Raw genomic sequence first — 17,950 nt, forward strand, 5'->3', positions numbered from 1 at the left:
CCACTCGACATCGTACCAGTCCACGCGGCGCTCCGGCACTACACCGCCGGCATCCCGCACGACGAGAACTGCGAGCGTGTCCCCGAGGACATCCATCCCCAAGACCTTGTCCGCCACCTGCAGCGTCAACGCGTACTCGGGACCTTCGTCGGTGAGCCGAAACATGTCAATGTAGCTGAGCGGGGGGATCACGTCGGTCCCCGCATTCCAGTGGGACACCGCCCAGAACTGCCGCTGGTCGTCCACGACTCTCGCCCCGTACCACTCCTTCGGTCTGGCCCGGATCTCCTCCTCGTCGGGAGCCCAGGGCGCCGACCGCAGGGTCCGTAGCTCCGACGCCACGTCCTCCGCGGTCGGGTATCGCTCCACATACGTCGGGGACCGCACGATCGCGGTGGGCCCCTCCGCGTCCCGATCCGCGTACCAGACGAGAACCTCGCCGTAGCAGGCCAGGAACAGGAGATCGCCGCTTCCGTCGCCGTTCGCCAGCCGACGGGTCCTCTGCAGAGGCGTCGAGCAACTCACGACCTCCGCTTCGTGCGGGAACGCTCGCGCCCACTCGACGCGACCCGTCGCTACGTCGATCTCCGCCTGCACGACCGGCCGGTCGCCGTTTGAGTCGAGCCTCCTGTACCACCCAAGCACTGTCCCGTCCATCGCCTCGCGGCCGCTGGCGCTTAACCGGTCAGGGAGCCCTCCCGTGGAAGCGAGGAACTCCCCCGACCCGGAGAACAGCGACAGGCGGTGCAGTCGCCGATCAACTACGCCAACCGTACCTGACGGGCCACGAAGTACGTCGCCCGGAAACGTGAACTCGCCTGGTCCCTCTCCTTCAGTACCAAACTCGACAGCCTCGCCGCCGGGCTCAATGCAGATCACGCGGTGCCAGTACGAGTCGATGACACATGCTGCACCGCCGCGCAGAAGAGTGAGCCCACTGCGTACGCTCAGCGGTGCCGGCGCCGAGGCGACCTTGTCGAGCTTGATTGGCTGAATTGCGATATCGACCGGCTCACCACACGCGGCGGCGGCCAGCGCAGTGGCGAGCGCGGCCTGACGACGCTTATTGGACACTAATACGGCCCCTCACAGCCCTCCATGCACTCGTCGAGGTGGGCCGGCGCCTCGGACATGGCATCGTCGGGTGAAGCCCCCTGGATTTCCCTCCAGTCGTTGTAAGTCCGGGAAGCCTCCAGAGAGTACGCGTGCCAGCATGAGTTCATCTCACTCTCCTTCGGGATCGGGTTGAGGAACACGATTACTGGGTTAAGCCAGCACCCGGCGGCGCCTCGCCAAGCCCGGAGAGACGGGATAAGGCTCCGGCACCACTGCCCCGACTAGAGCCGGGGGTTACCGGACAACGTCGTATCGGACGACGTACGGGATGTCGAGGGCATCCCTCTCCACGACCCAGCATTCGGTCAGATCCGCGAACAGGATTCCACCGGGAGGCCGAAGCCGGCCTATGGCCGATCCCGAGCCATCGAGCACCAGCCACTCGCGGTCACCGTTTTCTTCTCTCAATCCTGCCAGCCAGGTGGTTCCGTCGTTCCCCACCTCGACGGACGCCACGGGGGGAAAGTACCGGTGTTGCTCGTAGAACTCGCGCAGGGCGCGGGCGTGGGCTCTCCGATTGTTGATGCTTGGCCTATCTATGGAACTGGCGATCCGGTCATCAAAGAAGTCCGGTGGCACGGGGCGGGGCTCATATTCGAAGCTTCGCCGGTACACGGTGTCGCCGTGAAGGTCGATTCTCGTGACTTCAAACTCCGCGGGGGATGTGCGCCCGTCCCAACTCTGACGCTTCACCAGAACGACGCTCGATCCGTCCGGAGCGAAGGCTATCAGGTCCTGGTCTTGAATCGGCGAAACGACCCATGACTCGCCGACAGCCAGCCCGGCGGTGATCTTGCGGAAGAGGCCGACAATCGATTGTCGAGCCAGCGTGTCGGGCAGGGTCCCATCGGGCTCCGTGACGATGACGGGAATTTCCGACACAGTCGGCAGCCCTCCGGAGGGCGTCGTGAGTTCGGGAGATGCGACAACGCGGCCGTTGGCGAGTACGGCTAACGGGATCCATCGCTGAAACGATCCCGGGACGTCGGCCCGATACTGGATGGTCTCCGCTTCGCCGGTCGCTACGTCGAAGAACGTAAGCCGCGCCGACATCGGATCCGTCACCCACAGTCGCGACCCATGCCACCCCATCTGGTTCGGCCGCATCAACTCGCCGGGCCCCTCCCCTCGACGGCCGAGGTCGCGAACGAATTCTCCGGCGCGCGAAAAAACCCGCACCTTGCCGTCCTGCGGCTGCAGCACGAACACGTGTTGGTCATCGGCGAGGACCCAGCCGACCCTTGACAGTCCGTAAACCGGATCGTCCACGCTTCCGATCGTTACGCCGCGCTCGAGCGTCCACTCCGGTATCCGGCCCGAGACCTGGCCGGATACCGGAGCGACACCGAGCGCCAGCGCGCATCCGAGAAGCAGACCCCTCATGATCGGGGTCTCGGGGCAACGCCTCGAGATTCCCGGAAGGCGGTTCGCATCGTCTTCGTCATTTGCGGCGGCGGCGGGCTTCGAGGCGGCGGAGGAGGAGGGGGCTGACGAGGGCCGACGTCGTGCCGCCGATGAGGGCGAGGATGCCGACGGGGCCGGGGTTCGAGAACATCGGGGCGCTGATCTGGGTGTTCATCCACATCCCGAGCGCCGCGAACACGATCGCGCCGACGACGAAGCCGAGCCAGGTGAGCCGGATCACGGGGCGGTGCGCCGAATCATGGGGCCGCGCCGGGCCGCTATGAGCCGCCGTCCCCGTCATCGCCGCCGGGGAGGCCGACGGTGGCGATGCACTCGATCTCGACCCGCGCGTTCAGCACCAGGCCGCCCACCGCCAGCGCGCTGCGCGCCGGCCGATCGTTGGGGAAGAACTCCATGTACGTGCGGCTCATGTCCCGGAAGTCCGCGATGTCGGCCAGGAAGACCGTGCACTTCACGACCTGGTCCAGCGACGAGCCGTAGCGCTCGAGAGCGTCCCCGATGTTCCGCATCGTCTGCTGCGTCTCGGGGATGATTCCGCCCTCGACCAGCCCCTCGCCGGGCACGGTGCCGAGCTTGCCGGAGAGGTAGAGGACGTTCCCGACCCGCACGGCCTCGGAGAAGGGCGAGTTGGGGCGGCCGCCCAGGTACTCGACGGAGTGCATCATCGCGGACATCTCGGCGTGTTCCTGCGCCGCGAGCGGCGTCGCAGGCATGAGGGCCGTCCCGAGCAGCGCGAGAGCCGCAACGAGCGCCAGAGCCGTGGCGGGAAGCTGTTTCCTGGTCATTTCTCCTCCTTCGAAACCTGTCGAGATGGCCTGACACATGTGAAAGGGCCGGTTCACGGAGTGATGCGGGTCATCATGCGGGGGAACGCGATCGTCTCGCGCAGGTGGTCGATTCCGCACATCCATGTCACCGTGCGCTCGATCCCGAGCCCGAACCCGCTGTGCGTGAAGGTCCCGTACTTTCGCAGGTCCAGGTACCAGTCGTAGGACGCCTCCGGGAGTCCTTCCTCGCGGATGCGGGCCAGGAGCTTGTCGTGGTCGTCCTCCCGCTGGCTGCCGCCGATCACCTCGCCATATCCCTCGGGCGCGAGCATGTCGTTGCACTTCACCGTGCGGGGATCCTCCGGGTTCTCCTTCATGTAGAAGGCCTTGACCCCCTTCGGATAGTCGAACACGAAGAGCGGCTTGTCCCGGCCCTCGACGAGCAGCGTCTCGGCCGTCGCGCCGAGATCCGAACCCCATTCGATGTCGCTCCCCTTCGACTGCAGGAAGGCGACGGCGTCGGTGTAGCTGATGCGGTCGAACGGCGGCTGGATGGCCTCGAGCTTGGAGATGTCCCGGCCCAGCGCCTCGAGCTGATCGCGCTGGTTGTAGAGGACGCGCTTCACGATCCAGCAGATGAAGCGCTCCTGGAGCTCCATGTTCCCGTCGGAGTCGATCCAGGGGGCCTCGGGTTCCACCATCCAGAACTCGGTCAGGTGCCGGCGCGTCTTCGACTTCTCGGCCCGGAAGGTGGGGCCGAAGCAGTACACCTTGCCGAGCGCCGCGGCGGCGGCCTCCACGTAGAGCTGCCCCGTCTGCGCGAGGTACGCGGTGCCGAGATCGAAGTACTCCGTCTCGAACAGGGTGCCCGCCGACTCGCCGATCGCTCCGGTGAGGATCGGGGTGTCGACGTGAACGAAGCCCTCGTGGTGGAGGAAGTCGTGGATTGCGCGGATGACCTCGTCCCGGATGCGCATGATCGCGATCTGCCGCGCGCTCCGGAGCCAGAGGTGGCGGTTCTCCAGGAGGAAGTCGACGCCGTGCTCCTTGGGCTGGATCGGGAAGTCGACCGACGGCCCCAGCACCTCGAAGCCCGACGCGGTGAGTTCGACGCCGGAGGGGGCGCGGGTATCGGCGCGCACGACGCCCGTCACGGCGACGCACGCCTCGTGCCCCACCGTGGTCAGCGGTTCCCATGTTTCGGGCGGGATCTCGTTGCGGACGAAGACGCACTGGACCTCGTCCGTGCCGTCGCGAAGCACGAGAAAGGCGATCTTGCCGCTGGAGCGGAGGCGCCGGACCCAGCCGCGGAGACGGACTTCGTCCCCGATGTGGGCGGGCAACTCGCTTATGGTGACGGTGTGTTCGGACATGTGCGGCGACAAGTTGCGGCTCCGTTCGGGACGGGGCAAACGCAGGACGGGGCGAACGCGGCCGCCGCGGTGCCGGCCGGGTCAGCCGACGTGGTAGAGCGCCTCCCGCCGCGCGTAACGGAGATCGAGTTCGTGGCGGAACCGGCGGTGGGCCGGCTTCGAGAGCCCGGGGTCCGCCTCGACGATGGCGCGGGCCCGCCGGCGCCCGGTTTCCAGCAGGTCGATGTCGCGGTCCAGTTGCGCGAACCTCAGGAGGACGGCGCCGTGCTGCTCCTTGCCGAAGAGGTCGCCCTGGCCGCGGATCCGGAGATCTTCCTCGGCGAGTTCGAAGCCGTCGGTCTTCTTCTCGAAGGCGACGAGCCGCTCCGACGGCGTTTCGGAGGCGTGGAAGACGATGCAGTAGGACTGCTCGGCACCCCGCCCGACGCGGCCTCGCAGCTGATGGAGCTGGGCGAGGCCGAAACGCTCGGCGTCCTCGATGATCATCACGGTGGCATTGGGGACGTCGATGCCCACCTCGATGACGGTGGTCGCGACGAGGAGGCCCGTGTCGCCCGCGAGGAAGCTCCGCATCGCCTCGTCCTTCTCCGCGGAGGAGAGGCGTCCGTGCAGGAGCCGCACGGCGATGTCCGGGAAACGGGCCTGGAGCTGCTCGAACATGACCGTGGCGGCGCGGACCTCGAGGGTCTCGGACTCCTCGACGAGGGGGTAGATGACGTAGGCCTGGCGGCCCTGGGCGAGCTGGTCTCCGAGGAAGTCGAACGCGGCATCGCGGCTGTCGGGTCCGCGCACGGCGGTTCGGATCGGGCGGCGGCCGGGGGGAAGTTCGTCGATGATCGAGAGGTCGAGGTCGCCGTAGAGGACGAGGGCGAGGCTGCGGGGGATCGGCGTCGCGGACATCACGAGGGCGTCGGGGGCCTCGCCGCTCTCCCGGAGCCGGCGGCGCTGTTCCACGCCGAAGCGGTGCTGTTCGTCGATGACGACGAGCCCGGGGGCCGCGAAGTCGACGCCTTCCTGGATCAGGGCGTGCGTGCCGACGATGAGGCGCGCGTCGCCGGCCGCGATCCGCTCCAGAGCCTGCCGCCGCGCCTTCCCCGTGACGGCGCCGGTCAGGAGTTCGGGCTCCAGGCCGAGCGGGCCGAGCATCTTCTCGAACGTGCGCCGGTGCTGCTCCGCCAGCAGTTCGGTCGGGGCCATGATCGCCGCCTGCCGCCCCGCCTCGATCGCCTTGAGCATGGCGAGCGCGGCCACGACCGTCTTCCCGCTCCCCACATCCCCCTGCAGCAGGCGGTTCATCGGCGAAGGCCGGGCCATGTCGGCCTCGATCTCGGACCAGGCGCGGCGCTGGGCCGCGGTGAGCTTGAAGGGGAGGGCCTTCAGGAGCGAGCGCGTGAGCGTGGGCGGGGCGTCGAAGGCGACGCCGCGGACCTCGTGGCGAAGGCGCGCCCGGGCTCGGGCGTGGAGAAGCTGGAGAAAGAAGAGTTCCTCGAAGGCGAGGCGACGGCGGCAGGGCTCGACCCGGGAGACGGCTGGCGGGCGGTGCAGCGTGCGGAGCGCCTCCGCGAGCGGGGGGAGGGACAGTTCCTTCAGCCAGTCACCGGGAATCGGGTCTTCGTCTCCGAGGTCGGAGAGGAGGCTTGCGAGGTTCAGGTGGATGACGGCGCGGATCTGCCGGTGCGTGAGCCCTTCGGTGGCGGGGTAGACGGGGAACACCCGCCCCGCGGCCGCACGCTCCCCTCGCTCCCCGGAGGGTACGGACCGTTCGGCGGACTTGTCGCCGGAGGCGCCTCTTTCGTCGGAGGCCCGGCTCAGCACGATGTGCTCGCGCGGCTGCAGCTGCCGGCCGTGGTAGAAGCGCACGGGTCCGGAGGCAAGCATCAGGTCGCCCTTGTCGATCGTGCGGTCGAGCCACGGGCGCCCCGGCCAGGCACACTCGATGTGGCCGCTCCCGTCGCGGATCACGGCCCGGAAGACGCGCAGCCGGCGGCGCGTGGGGATGACGCCCTTCGAGACCACGCGCCCGATGACCGTCGCATCCTGGCCGACCTTCAGCTCGGAGATCGCGTCGACCGTGGTCGCGTCCTCATACCGGTACGGAAGGTGGTAGAGCAGGTCGCGGCCCGTATGCACGTCGAGTTTCGCGAAGCGTTCCGCCCGCCGGGGGCCCACACCCTTCAGGTACTGCACGGATCCCCGCAGGATGGAACGCCCGCCCTTCACCGGATCACGGCTCCAGGATCTTGTCGAGATAGCGGTCGGGCGAGAACGTCTCGAGGTCTTCCGGGGACTCCCCCACGCCGAGAAAGCGGACGGGCACGGCGAGTTCGCGCACGACGGAGACGACGGTGCCGGCGCGCGCCGTGCTGTCGAACTTCGCGAGCACGAGGCCCGTGAGGTCGAGCGACGTCCCGAACTGTCGCGCCTGGTTCATCACGTTCTGCCCGGAGGTGGCGTCGACGACCAGCAACCGCTCGTACGGCGCGCCCTCCACCTGTCGGCCGAGCACGCGATCGATCTTGACCAGTTCGCGCATCAGGTCGTCCTGCGTGTGCAGCCGGCCAGCCGTGTCGACCAGCACCCAGTCGGCATCCCGCGCGCGCGCCGCCGCCACCGCGTCGAACGCCACCGAGGCCGGGTCCGCTCCGGGCGTTCCCCCGACGAAGTCGGTCCGCAGCCGTTCCGCCCACGCCCGGAGCTGCTCCTGCGCCCCGGCCCGGAAGGTGTCCGCCGCCGCGAGCAGCACGCGGCCGCCCTCGGCCTGCAGGCGCGCGGCCAGCTTCGCCGCGGTCGTCGTCTTCCCCACGCCGTTCACGCCCACGAGGAGAAGGACTCCCGGCCCGTCGCCGCGCGGAGGCGAGGCGGTCGGCGCAGCGGCGGGAGGCCCGGCGGCGGCCAGCGTCTCGGCGAGCCGGGCCCTCAGCGTATCGCGCAGATCGCCCTCCGTCGCGATGGCGCCGCGGCTCGCCGCCCGCTCGAGCGCCTCGACCAGCTCGAGCGTCGTGTCGACCCCGAAGTCCGCTTCGAGCAGGACTTCCTCCAGTCGCTCGAAGGCGGCGCCGTCGAGCCCGCCGTCGACCAGCGTGTTCACGTCCGTGAGCGCGAAGTCGACGATCCGCCGCCACAGGCCGCGTTTGGAGCGGCGGAGCGTTCCGGTCACCGGAGTCCGATCCGGTGCCGCCACACCCACTCCCCGCACAGAAGGAGAACGGCGAGGAGGAATGGCCACACGGGCCGGGGCGACCGGACTTCGGCCGGCGGGCGGGGAGAGGGCTGCGCCACGATGGCCAGCGGTTCGGATGGAGGCCCGGGGAGAAACTCCCGCGGGTCGGGTTCGACGTGGACGGGCCGGCGGAGTTCGACCGGTCCCTCGGGGCCGGTCGCCGTCACGAGCACGTCGTAGCGGCCGGCGGGGAGACCGGCGCCCACGACTTCGGCCGGTGGATCCGCGACGGAATCGCTCCACACCTCCGCGCCCGCCTCATCGAGCACCTGGATCGTGAGATCGGAAGATCCGGGACGGATGCGCCACACCGGCGGTTCGCCGGGCGCCGGCGTCCGCACGAGCGAGGCCAGCCGGGGCGTGGCGTCCTCGACGAGCCAGCCGACGATGCCGCTGAACACGCCCTCGTAGACCCGGCGCGGCTCGCTCCCCCGCAGCGACCAGCGCCACCAGTCGGAAGCCGCGGACAGCGCCCACCTGCGCGTCCCATCTTCGCCCGCCGTGAGGAGGGGCCTGCCCTCTCCGCGCCGGTTACGGCTCGCGTTGATCGCCGACCATGTCCCCGCGGGCTCCACGGCATAGAGTTCGCGGACGGGAGGCAGGAGATCCAGGTCGGCCTCGGCGAGGAGCGCCGCCGAAGGGCTCGCCGGCACCGCCCCGGCGGGATACCACTCCCCGGGCAGGGGACCCGTGACGCGCGCCCCGACCCCCGGCACGTCACCCGGCCCCGCGGCGAAGAAGAGCGTGCGCGCGTGCGTCCTCAGCGCGCCGGCCAGCCACGGCGGGAGATCGTCCGGCGAGGCCTGGACCGCAAGCAGCCGGGCGCCCCGCACCGCCTCGCGAACCCGGGATCCCTCGACGACGCGGGGACCGGTGCCCATCTCGACGAAACGGCCGTCGGCAAGACGCAGATAGCCGCGCGCACCACCCAGGACGAGCCGGTCGAGGGCCGGCACGAGGAAACGGGCTTCCCAGTCGGGGGCCAGCGACACGAGTACGGCCCCGGCGGAGGACTCCGAGACCTCGATCCAGGCGCCCGTCCGGCCGGCGACGCCGAACGGGTCCGGTGGATCGGTGAGTACGGCTTCGTAGCGCCGCCAGACGGGTTCGGCGCCTTCGTCGCGCGGCACGAAGGCGACTTCGGCGCGGCCCGTCCGCCCGGGAGCGGGGCGGGGCGCACGCACGGTCGCGACGACCGTTCCGTCGCGCTCGAGCTGGAAGCTCACGCTGTCGGGGAGTTCGCCCTCGCCGCCCGATCCCCCGCCGGCGTGAAACTCGAGCGTGGCGCGGACGGTATCGCCGGCCCGGGCCCGCTCCGGCGCCCGCAGCGCCGCGAGCGCCACGCGGGGCTCGGCGGCGGCGACGCGGAGTTCGCGCACCCCGAGGCCCAGACCCGCGGCCGTCTCACGGGCGGCGTCGCGGTCCGTCAACTCGCCGTCGGTGAGCACCCATACGCTGTCGGCTCCGCCCAGCCGCGCGGCCTGCAGAGCTGGTTCCAGACGGCTGGCGTCGTGCCCCGCGCCGAGCGCCTCCAGCGAATCGAGCCGGGCGGGGACGGGACGGTCCCCAAACAGGTAGATCCGGTCGGGAGCGAGTCCGGGAAGAAGGGCCAGGGCCGAGTCGAGCCGCGTCGTCCCGCCGGCCCCTCCGGCGCGGACCGGCAGCGTCATGCTGCGCGAGATGTCGAGAAGCACGACGCGTTCGGGGACGCCGACGCCGCTGTCGCGCAGGGCGGGCAGCGCGAGGGCGCCGAGAATCAGGAAGACGGCCGCGGCCCGGACGGCGGCGGGACCGGCGCGCCCCGCCACACGCTCCTCGCGCGCGCCATAGGCCCAGCCGACGAGCACGACAGCGCCAAGCGCGACGAGAACCCAGAGGCCGGGGCTCAATCCTGTGTGCGGCGGGCGCGCTGCGTGGGATGGACAGGCATCGGAAGACTCCGCAGCCGCGACAGCACGACGTGCCGAAGCGCCGCAAACCGCTCGCGCAACTCAGCGGGGACCGGCTCGGCCCTGGGCAACTGCAGGCGGGCCGGGTTCACCTGGGCGCCGTTCCGGAGAAACTCGTAGTGAAGGTGAGGCGCGGTCGCGAGACCGGTGTCGCCCACATACCCGATGACCTGCCCCTGCTCCACCTGGGTGCCGGCCGCGACGCCGCGCGCGACGTTGGACAGGTGCGCATACCGGGTGCGGATATTGTTCGCGTGACGGATCTCGACGGCGTTCCCGTAGTTCCCCCACCACCCCGCCCGAGTGACGCGTCCCGCGCCCGTCGCGCGCACGGGCGTGCCCCTCGCCGCCCCGTAATCGACGCCGAGGTGCGGTCGAGTGCGCCGCAGCACCGGGTGGAACCGCCTGAGGTTGAAGGCGCTCGTCACGCGGACGATGTCCAGGGGCGCGAGCAGGAACTGACCCCGGAGGGCTTCGCCCGCTTCGTCGTAGTACTCGGCGCGCTCGTCCGGGACATGCTCGAATCGCACGCCCGTGAGGACCCGCCGGTCGTTCCGGAAATCCGCGGCGAGCACCCTGGCATCCCGCACGGATCCATCCGGCCGCACTTCGCGCTCGATGAGAACCCGGTATGCATCGTCCCGCCGCAGATCGCGCCAGAAGTCGATCTGCCACGCGAACACCTGCGAGATCCGGTACGCCACATCGAAGCGTTCGGCGTCGCCTAGCGTTTCCACATCTCCCGACAACTCCGCGTCGAACAGGTTCGACCGGATGAGACCCGCAAGGAGGAGCGTGTCCCGCACGACTTGCACCGAGTCCAGCCGGCCCGACCACAGAGGTGCGGCTTCGCCGCGCGACCACAGATGGAGGATGCGGTCGGCGTCGAGGTCGACGCGGATGCGCGCCGGAGGCTCGCCCGGCCTGCGCACGAAGTGAATCGCGACGCCGGGCCGCAGCCGGCGCGGACTCTCGAATTCGACCATCGCTTCCACGATGGCGTGCGTCGCCGCGGGACCCAGGCCATGGTCCTCGAACACATCCCCCAGCGTCTCGCCCCGCCGCAGACGATGCACGAGCGCGAGGGGCGCCGGCGGCGTCGGCACGTTGACGACCTTGACGTCCTCGGGCCGCTCGGCCCGGGGACCGAACGCGGCCCAGCCGAGGATCAGAATCCCGGCGAGGGCTAACCCAACCGCGGTAGAGAGTCTTGTTCTCAAGCGCTCAATCCATCTGTCGCCGTATGAAGGTCGGGATCTCGAGATCCTCGAACTCCACGCGGGCATCGGTCCACGAGTCGCGGTCCGGCACTTCCGGCTCCGCGTTCGGCGTCACCTCCTCGGACACCGGCTGCTCCGCAGGTTGCGGCGCCAGTTCTTCCGCCAGTTCCTCCGCCAGTGCCGGCGCAGATTCCGGCGCGGCTTCAGGCGCCGGCTCGGACGCGGGCTCGGACATCGGCTCCTCCGCCGCCAGCGCCTCGAACGCAATGTCCGCCCGCTTCACTTCCAGGGGGGGATCCAGGGGCTCGGGCTCCGGTGGCGCGGGGGGCGCGGAGCGGTCGTCGACCACACTCGGACCGCCGTACTTCGACCCGATGACCACCGGGGTGGCGCGCGACCGCGGCGGCGCCTGACTCACGGGAATCACCCTCTCGGCCATCGGCGCCGGCTCGTCTCCCTCCATGTCTCCGAAGCCCGTCGCAATCACCGTCACGCGGAGCTTGCCCTCGAGTTGGGGGTCGTGCACGACTCCGAAGATCATCTCGCCCTCGTCACCCGCGGCCTCCTGGATGATCGAGTTGGCCGTCGTGACTTCATCGATCGTCAGGTCGGGACCGCCGCTGATGTTGATGAGGACCCCCGTGGCGCCGTTGATGGATACGTTGTCGAGGAGGGGCGAGCAAATGGCCTCCTGCGCCGCCTCCACCGCCCGGTCCTCGCCCGACGCGGTTCCGGTTCCCATCAGGGCGGCCCCGCGGTTCGACATCACTGTACGGACGTCGGCGAAATCCACGTTCACCTCGCCGGTCACGGAGATCAGGTCCGAGATCCCCTGGGTCGCCTGCAGGAGGACCTCGTCCGCCTTCTTGAGCGCCTGTCGGAAGGTCATCTCCTTCCCTACGACCGCGAGCAGACGCTCGTTCGGCACGACGATCATCGTGTCCACCGCGCGCCGAAGCTCGCGCAGCCCGATCTCCGCGTACCGCATCCTCTTCTTGCCCTCGAAGTGGAAGGGGCGCGTCACGATCGCGATGCAGAGCGACCCCATTTCGCGCGCCATGCCGCCGATGATCGGGGCCGCGCCCGTGCCTGTGCCTCCACCCATCCCCGCCGTGACGAAGACGAGATCCGCGCCCGCGATCACAGATCGTATCTCGTCGGAACTCTCGGACATCGCCTGCCGTCCGATCTCGGGACGGGCGCCGGCCCCCAGGCCTCGCGTGAGTTCCTTCCCGATCTGGACTCTCAGGTGGGCGCCGGATTCCTTCAACGCCTGGGCGTCGGTGTTGACCGCGATGAACTCCACCCCTTCGAGTTCCTCATCGATCATGCGGTTGACCGCGTTGCCGCCGGCGCCACCCACGCCGACGACCTTCATTTTTGCGTTACGCACGCCGTTTTCGTCGAATGCAAAGACCATGTGTCCCCTCCCTCCCATCAGAAAAACTCCCGTAGCCACCCGCCGACCTTCGTGAAGGCGCGGGTCGCTCCCACCAACCCTCCGGCCGATGCCCGCGACGCTCCGTAGAGCACCAGCCCCGTGGCCGTGCTGTAGGACGGACGCGCGAGACCCTCCGCCATGCCCGTGAGGCCGAGCGAAGGAATGCCGGTGCGGACCGGCAGATTGAAGACCGAGCGTGCCAGATCTTCCGTGTGCGCGAGCGAAACCCCGCCCCCGCTCAGCACGATCCCCGCCTCGAGTCCGCCCAGCGTTCCGCTCGTCTCCAGTTCCTCGTACACCAGTCCAAGAATCTCGTCCAGCCGCTGCTCGATAATGTGCAGCAGCAGCTCTCGTGACACACGTCGGGCGCGCCCGTGGCGAGCCCCGGAGACGTCGAGCAGTTCCTGCGAATCGGCCCGATCGCGCAGCGCTCCACCGTGTCGCTCCTTGAGTTGCGCGGCCTCGTCTTCGTGAACGCCGAGGCCGCGCGCGATATCCCGCGTAACGATCGATCCGCCCCACGGCAGCGTCGCCGCGTGGAGGATGCGGTGCCCTCCGTACACGAGTACGTCGGTCGTCGCGCCGCCGATCTCGACCAGGGCCACACCGGCCTCGCGCTCGGCATCCTCGAGCACGGCGAGCGCCGTGGCCAGCGGCGCCATGACCAGCTCGTCCGGCCGGTATCCCGCGCGGTCGACCACCTTCGCGAGGTCGTGGCAGATCGCCACTTCCGCCGTCACGATGCAGAGGTCCGCCTCGAGACGGACTCCGGCCATGCCCTCGGGATCGCGGATCCCGTCACGATGGTCGACGGCGTACCGCTGGGACAGGGCGTGTATCAGTTCGTGGCCAGGCGGGATCGGGACGGCCCGACCCACCTCCTGCACGCGCTTGACGTCGGCGGGCGTGATCTCCGCGCCGGAGACCTGAAGTACGCCCTTCGATCGGGACGTCCGGACACTTCCGCTCGGCACGCTCAGGTAGGCGGCCTCGACCTCACGGCCGGCCGTGGCCTCCGCCTGTCTGACAGCGGTGCGAACGGCCTGGGTCGCCGCCTCGATGTTCCCGATGCCCGGGCCGTTCATGCCCTCGGAACGCGTAACGCCAAGGCCGAGGATCTCGAGCGGGTCGGTGGGGTTGCGGCCGGGATGCACGGCGGCGACGACCGCACAGGTTTTGGTCGATCCCACATCCACCCCGACAATGCCCGCCCCCTGAATCATCGCTCCTCCACGCGCGTCACTACAACTTGGCCTCTGAAACGCGCGTCCGCACGTGCGACGCGGCGATCCTCGATCTGCCCGAGCGCGATCGATACCCGGTCGAGGGCGCGCAGGGGCTCATCTCGCGGCAGAAAAACGACATCCGCGCCGGCGCCGGGCAGGAGCAGGAACCGGTATCCCCCCTCCGCCGCGGGCCCGACCTCGGAGACGAGGGACATGAAGTCGCTGCGTGTGCGATCCATGCGCGACAGGGTGAAGATGAGTTCCCGCGTTCCCGGGTCCGCCACGAAACCGCCGTCCGTCTCGACCGGACCCTGGATGATCGGCAGGTCGAGCGGCGCGGCGGAGGGTTCGAGGGGTAGCACGTAGCCATCTCCGCTCACGGGACGCAGTTCGGGCGTCGCGACGAGCGCGACCGAACGCCGCTCCACGATGGCGATTTCCAGGGTACGGAAGCTCTGTCGGCGGGCTGTGGCCTCGCGAACCAGGGGATGGGCGCGGACACGCTCCTCCCATGTCGCGGGGTCGTCCCACACGGATGCGTCGGGGATCAGGGCGAGCGCCCGGATCTCGTCGGGCGCAATGTGGTCGGTCCCGACCACGCCGAGCTCCGAAATCTGAAATGCGGGCAGCGTCGTGAGGAGGCGCGGCACCCAGATGGGGACGGACAGACCGATCGAGGCAACCATCAGGGCCAGGAGGAGCCGGCGGCGTCCGCGCCGGGTGATGCGCCACGGGCGTAAGGGCCTGCGCTCGATCATGCGGCCCCCACATGGGCGAGTTGGGCGGAGTCGAACCCCCACAGGTGGATCTCCGGCGCCAGCGCGACGCGGAGACGCTCGAGGGCGCGGCGGCGAGTCTCCGCCATGAGTCCCATCACGTCGGCGGCGCAGGCACCGCCGAGGTTGACGATGAAATTCGCGTGCCGCTCGTGGATCTGGGCGCCTCCGATCCGAGCCCCTCTCATGTCCACCCGGTCGACGACCTTCCAGGCCGGCGGATGCGGCGGGTCCGGGTTCTTCCATGTCGATCCGATCGAGGGCAGATCGTACACCTGATCCCGCACCTTTCGCTCGCGGAAACTCAGGTGCGCTTCGCGGACGGCGTCCGCTTCGGCCGGCGTCGCGTCGAGACGCGCGCGCACAAATACCCAGTCGGGCGGCACGCTCACGTGGCGGTAGGCGGGCCGCGCCTGCTCGGGCCGCACCCGCACAAGTTCGCCCCCCGGTGTCACGGCCTCCGCCCACTCAACGCGATCCCAGAGCCCCTCGTCCCTCGAGCCGGCGTTCATCCGCAGGCCTCCGCCGAGGGTGCCGGGAACCGCCTCCAGGAAATGAAACCCGTGCCGTCCTTGGCGGCGCGCGGCCTGGGCAAGAGCGGGCAGACGGGCGCCGGCCCCGGCTTCGATCGAGGTCGCTCCGACCCGGACGGCGAGGAAGTCCCCCTCGAGGATGAGGACGGGCTCCGACACCCCGCCGTCCCCGATGAGGAGGTTCGCACCGGTTCCCAGCACGCGGCAGCCCCGGCCCGGCGTCTCGCGCAGCGCGGCCTCCAGCTCCGCGATCGACCGCGGTCGCGCGAGCCGCGCGGCCGGCCCGCCGATCCGGTAGCGGACCAGCGGCGCGAGCGGGACATCACGCTCCCACCGCATCGCCCGCCCGCCGCTGGACCGCCGCATGCGCGAGGTCGGTGACATCCCCGGCGCCCATGAAGACGAGTACCGCTTCTCCGGCCCCGACGTCCGGCGGAACGAGATCCAGTGCGTCCTCCCGGTCGATCGCCGCCGCGGTCGAGCCGACCCGGCCGGTGATCAACTCCGAGGTCACGCCCGGGAGCGGCGCTTCGCGCGCGGGATAGATGGGCAGCACGCGCGCTTCGTCCGCGGTCGCCAGGGCGCGGGTGAACGCGCCCGCAAAGTCGCGCGTCCGGGTGAACAGATGCGGCTGAAAGACGACCGTCAGGCGGGCGTCGGGATACGCTTCCCGCACGGCGGCGAGCGACGCCGCGACCTCGGTCGGATGGTGCGCGTAGTCGTCGAAGACCGTCAGATCGGGCCACGCCGCGATCATCTCGAGCCGGCGGGCCACGCCGCGAAACTCGCTGAGTCCGCGCGCCGCCGCCCGCGGATTGCCGCCGAGCCGCAGGGTGGCGAGGAAGGCCGCCGCGGCGTTGAGCTGGTTGTGGCGTCCCGGCACGCGGAGCGTGAGGTCGATCGTTCCGTCGGGCCAGGAGAGGCGCAGTGTGCGCCGCCCCGCCTCTTCGAGCCTGCACCGGGCCCCGTACCCGAAGCCGTACCCGAAGCCGTTCCCCGTGCCGGAGAATCCGCACGCCTCCGCGAGTTCGCGGGCACCCTCATCGTCGTGGCAGTAGATGAGGCCTCCGGCGTGGCGGGTCCGCGTCGCGAATTCGGCGAACGCAGCGCGAAGGCGCTCCCAGCTGCCATAGGTGTCGAGATGTTCGGGTTCGAGCGAGCTGATCACGGCGAGCGTGGGCTGAAGTTCGAGGAAGGAACGGTCGAATTCATCGGCTTCCACGATGGCGGGGCCATCGCCCATCCGTGTAAACCCGTTCCACGCGTCCACCCGCCCGCCGACGAGGACGAGGGGATCGAGCCCCGCCGCGGCCGCGGCGTGCCCGGACATCGCGGTGATGGTCGTCTTCCCGTGCGTTCCGGCGATTCCGACGAGCGGCTGCCCGTTGAGGAGGGCGCCGAGCGCCCGGGCCCTGCGCATCACCGGTATGCCGGCGACTTCCGCGCGGACGACCTCCGGTTCGTCGGCCGGCACGGCCGAGCTTCGCACCAGCAGATCGATCCCGGACGTGTGGGAGGGGGCGTGCTCGTGCTCGACCCGGATCTCGTTCGCGGCAAGGTCGCCGAGGGCGTCCGCCGGGGCGCGGTCGCACCCGCTCACGACGTAGCCGGCGCGGTCGAGGAGAAGGGCGAGTCCGCGCATGCCGGCGCCGCCGATCCCCATCAGATGGATCTGGGCCCCGGGCGCCGGGAGATCCGCGGTTCCCGCCGGACGGGGCGCGCCCCCTGCCGCCCCGGTCATGCGGCGCACCGGTCCAGAAGCGTGAGCATCTCGTGGGCGATCTCGAGCGCCGCATCCGGCCGGCCACGGCGCGCGGCGGCCTCCGACATCCGGGCCAGGCGCCCGTCATCGGTGAGGATGTCGCGGCAGAGCGACCACAGCTCGCCGGCCTCGAGTCCCCCCTCCTCGCGGACTTCCGCGGCCCCCGCCTCCGCCAGCGCCCGCGCGTTCGTCAGTTGGTGCCCGCCGGCGGAGGTCGGAAGCGGCACGAGCACGGCCGGCCGGCCCGCGGCGCACAACTCCGCCAGCGACATCGCGCCCGACCGGCACAGCGCAACCGTCGCCCCATCCAACTGCCGTCCCAGGTCGTCAATGTAGGACACGACGCGGACGCGGTCCGCGAACGGCAGCTCCGAAGTGCGCGCGGAGAGTTCGGCCGCGTGCGCCGGTCCGGCGATCCACACGACCGAGACGCCGGCCGGCCATGCCGCGGCATCCCGCGCGGCCCATTCCAGGTCTCGCAGGAAGGCGCGGTTGAGGCCGAGCGCGCCCTGGCTCCCTCCGAAAACGAGGAGGTTCCGGCCCCGCGGCCAATCGAAGCGCGCCGGAGCCGGGGCGGCCGGAGCCGAGCCGGCCGGAGCGCCGGAGCCCGCCGCGCCGTTCGTCCCGGGTGCGACGGGGTTTCCCAGCGCGCTCAGGCGCGTACGGTCCCCGATCCGGAGCCGGGCCTCGGCCTCCGGGTATCCGAGGTGGATCTGATCGACGCCCGGCGCGAACAGGCGGGTCACGAGCCCGGGAGCCGCGTTCTGTTCCTGAATCGCCGCGGGAACCCCGTGCAGCCGGGCTCCCGCGAGCGCGGGCCCCGCCACGTATCCCCCCGTCCCCACGACGAGCCGAGGATCAAAATCCCGGAACGCGCGCCGCACGCCGGCGATGACGGTCGGAGCCGACGCGAGCAGCCGCCAGTTTCGCCATGGCCGCTGGCGGTACAGCGGCTGCAGCGGCAGGAGACGGAACTCGTACCCGGCGTCGGGCAGCACGCGAGCCTCCAGCCCCCGCCGTCCGCCCAGAAACACGCATTCGACTTCCGGGGCCAGCCGACCGAAGGCCGCGGCCAGGTTCAGGGCGGGATACAGGTGGCCGCCCGTGCCGCCTCCCGCGAGCAGGATACGAGGCGCCGCCAT

The 17,950-nt window shown here is 70.5% G+C and carries 15 protein-coding genes; all 15 read right to left on the minus strand.

All coding sequences use genetic code 11. The features are described 5' to 3' along the window. Positions 1–1,074: hypothetical protein (locus OXN85_03685; protein ID MCY3599063.1), on the minus strand; the 1,074-nt coding region annotated here is incomplete at its 3' end. A 276-nt stretch (positions 1,075–1,350) separates the two neighbouring features. Next, positions 1,351–2,499 (minus strand): 6-bladed beta-propeller, encoded by a 1,149-nt coding sequence (locus tag OXN85_03690; GenBank protein ID MCY3599064.1) that lies wholly within the window; start codon positions 2,497–2,499, stop codon positions 1,351–1,353. Between the two features lie 58 nt (positions 2,500–2,557). Beyond that, positions 2,558–2,761 (minus strand): hypothetical protein, encoded by a 204-nt coding sequence (locus OXN85_03695; GenBank protein ID MCY3599065.1) that lies wholly within the window; start codon positions 2,759–2,761, stop codon positions 2,558–2,560. Positions 2,762–2,798: 37 nt separating this feature from the next. Next, positions 2,799–3,326, minus strand: a complete 528-nt coding sequence (locus OXN85_03700; GenBank protein MCY3599066.1) for a RidA family protein — start codon at positions 3,324–3,326, stop codon at positions 2,799–2,801. Between the two features lie 53 nt (positions 3,327–3,379). Further along, complete coding sequence (asnS, locus tag OXN85_03705) at positions 3,380–4,681, minus strand: asparagine--tRNA ligase (GenBank protein MCY3599067.1); 1,302 nt, start codon at positions 4,679–4,681, stop codon at positions 3,380–3,382. Between the two features lie 81 nt (positions 4,682–4,762). Beyond that, the gene (recG, locus tag OXN85_03710; GenBank protein MCY3599068.1) at positions 4,763–6,901 is read right to left on the minus strand and encodes an ATP-dependent DNA helicase RecG; all 2,139 of its coding nucleotides are present in this window, start codon (positions 6,899–6,901) and stop codon (positions 4,763–4,765) included. A gap of 4 nt (positions 6,902–6,905) precedes the next feature. Further along, positions 6,906–7,838 (minus strand): signal recognition particle-docking protein FtsY, encoded by a 933-nt coding sequence (gene ftsY, locus OXN85_03715; GenBank protein ID MCY3599069.1) that lies wholly within the window; start codon positions 7,836–7,838, stop codon positions 6,906–6,908. Continuing rightward, positions 7,835–9,790 (minus strand): VWA domain-containing protein, encoded by a 1,956-nt coding sequence (locus tag OXN85_03720; GenBank protein ID MCY3599070.1) that lies wholly within the window; start codon positions 9,788–9,790, stop codon positions 7,835–7,837. Before OXN85_03720 ends, ftsY begins: the two co-directional genes overlap by 4 nt. Beyond that, the gene (locus tag OXN85_03725) at positions 9,787–11,070 is read right to left on the minus strand and encodes a peptidoglycan DD-metalloendopeptidase family protein (GenBank protein ID MCY3599071.1); all 1,284 of its coding nucleotides are present in this window, start codon (positions 11,068–11,070) and stop codon (positions 9,787–9,789) included. The genes OXN85_03720 and OXN85_03725 overlap by 4 nt, the downstream gene beginning before the upstream one ends. A 4-nt stretch (positions 11,071–11,074) precedes the next feature. Continuing rightward, positions 11,075–12,490, minus strand: coding sequence for a cell division protein FtsZ (gene ftsZ, locus OXN85_03730; protein MCY3599072.1), 1,416 nt, complete (start codon positions 12,488–12,490; stop codon positions 11,075–11,077). A gap of 17 nt (positions 12,491–12,507) precedes the next feature. After that, positions 12,508–13,734, minus strand: a complete 1,227-nt coding sequence (ftsA, locus tag OXN85_03735) for a cell division protein FtsA (protein MCY3599073.1) — start codon at positions 13,732–13,734, stop codon at positions 12,508–12,510. Further along, positions 13,731–14,495 carry an FtsQ-type POTRA domain-containing protein gene (locus tag OXN85_03740; protein ID MCY3599074.1) on the minus strand — a complete coding sequence of 255 codons (765 nt, stop codon included), beginning with the start codon at positions 14,493–14,495 and terminating at the stop codon, positions 13,731–13,733. The genes ftsA and OXN85_03740 overlap by 4 nt, the downstream gene beginning before the upstream one ends. Then, positions 14,492–15,385, minus strand: a complete 894-nt coding sequence (locus tag OXN85_03745) for an FAD-binding protein (GenBank protein MCY3599075.1) — start codon at positions 15,383–15,385, stop codon at positions 14,492–14,494. Before OXN85_03745 ends, OXN85_03740 begins: the two co-directional genes overlap by 4 nt. Beyond that, positions 15,369–16,787: a UDP-N-acetylmuramate--L-alanine ligase gene (gene murC / locus OXN85_03750; GenBank protein MCY3599076.1), complete on the minus strand. Its 1,419-nt coding sequence runs from the start codon at positions 16,785–16,787 to the stop codon at positions 15,369–15,371. Before murC ends, OXN85_03745 begins: the two co-directional genes overlap by 17 nt. Then, a complete protein-coding gene (locus tag OXN85_03755) occupies positions 16,784–17,950 on the minus strand; it encodes a UDP-N-acetylglucosamine--N-acetylmuramyl-(pentapeptide) pyrophosphoryl-undecaprenol N-acetylglucosamine transferase (GenBank protein MCY3599077.1) in 1,167 nt (388 codons plus the stop codon). The genes murC and OXN85_03755 overlap by 4 nt, the downstream gene beginning before the upstream one ends.

It is taken from the genome of Candidatus Palauibacter australiensis (assembly GCA_026705295.1).
GTDB classification, from domain to species: Bacteria; Gemmatimonadota; Gemmatimonadetes; order Palauibacterales; family Palauibacteraceae; genus Palauibacter; species Palauibacter australiensis.

Excerpts from the sequence above, each read along its gene's own strand:
- murC (MCY3599076.1), bottom strand. The coding sequence starts at position 16,787 with ATGACCGGGGCGGCAGGGGGCGCGCCCCGTCCGGCGGGAACCGCGGAT.
- OXN85_03755 (MCY3599077.1), bottom strand. The coding sequence starts at position 17,950 with ATGGCGGCGCCTCGTATCCTGCTCGCGGGAGGCGGCACGGGCGGCCAC.
- OXN85_03745 (MCY3599075.1), bottom strand. The coding sequence starts at position 15,385 with ATGCGGTGGGAGCGTGATGTCCCGCTCGCGCCGCTGGTCCGCTACCGG.
- OXN85_03700 (MCY3599066.1), bottom strand. The coding sequence starts at position 3,326 with ATGACCAGGAAACAGCTTCCCGCCACGGCTCTGGCGCTCGTTGCGGCT.
- asnS (MCY3599067.1), bottom strand. The coding sequence starts at position 4,681 with ATGTCCGAACACACCGTCACCATAAGCGAGTTGCCCGCCCACATCGGG.
- ftsA (MCY3599073.1), bottom strand. The coding sequence starts at position 13,734 with ATGATTCAGGGGGCGGGCATTGTCGGGGTGGATGTGGGATCGACCAAA.
- OXN85_03690 (MCY3599064.1), bottom strand. The coding sequence starts at position 2,499 with ATGAGGGGTCTGCTTCTCGGATGCGCGCTGGCGCTCGGTGTCGCTCCG.
- ftsZ (MCY3599072.1), bottom strand. The coding sequence starts at position 12,490 with ATGGTCTTTGCATTCGACGAAAACGGCGTGCGTAACGCAAAAATGAAG.
- OXN85_03740 (MCY3599074.1), bottom strand. The coding sequence starts at position 14,495 with ATGATCGAGCGCAGGCCCTTACGCCCGTGGCGCATCACCCGGCGCGGA.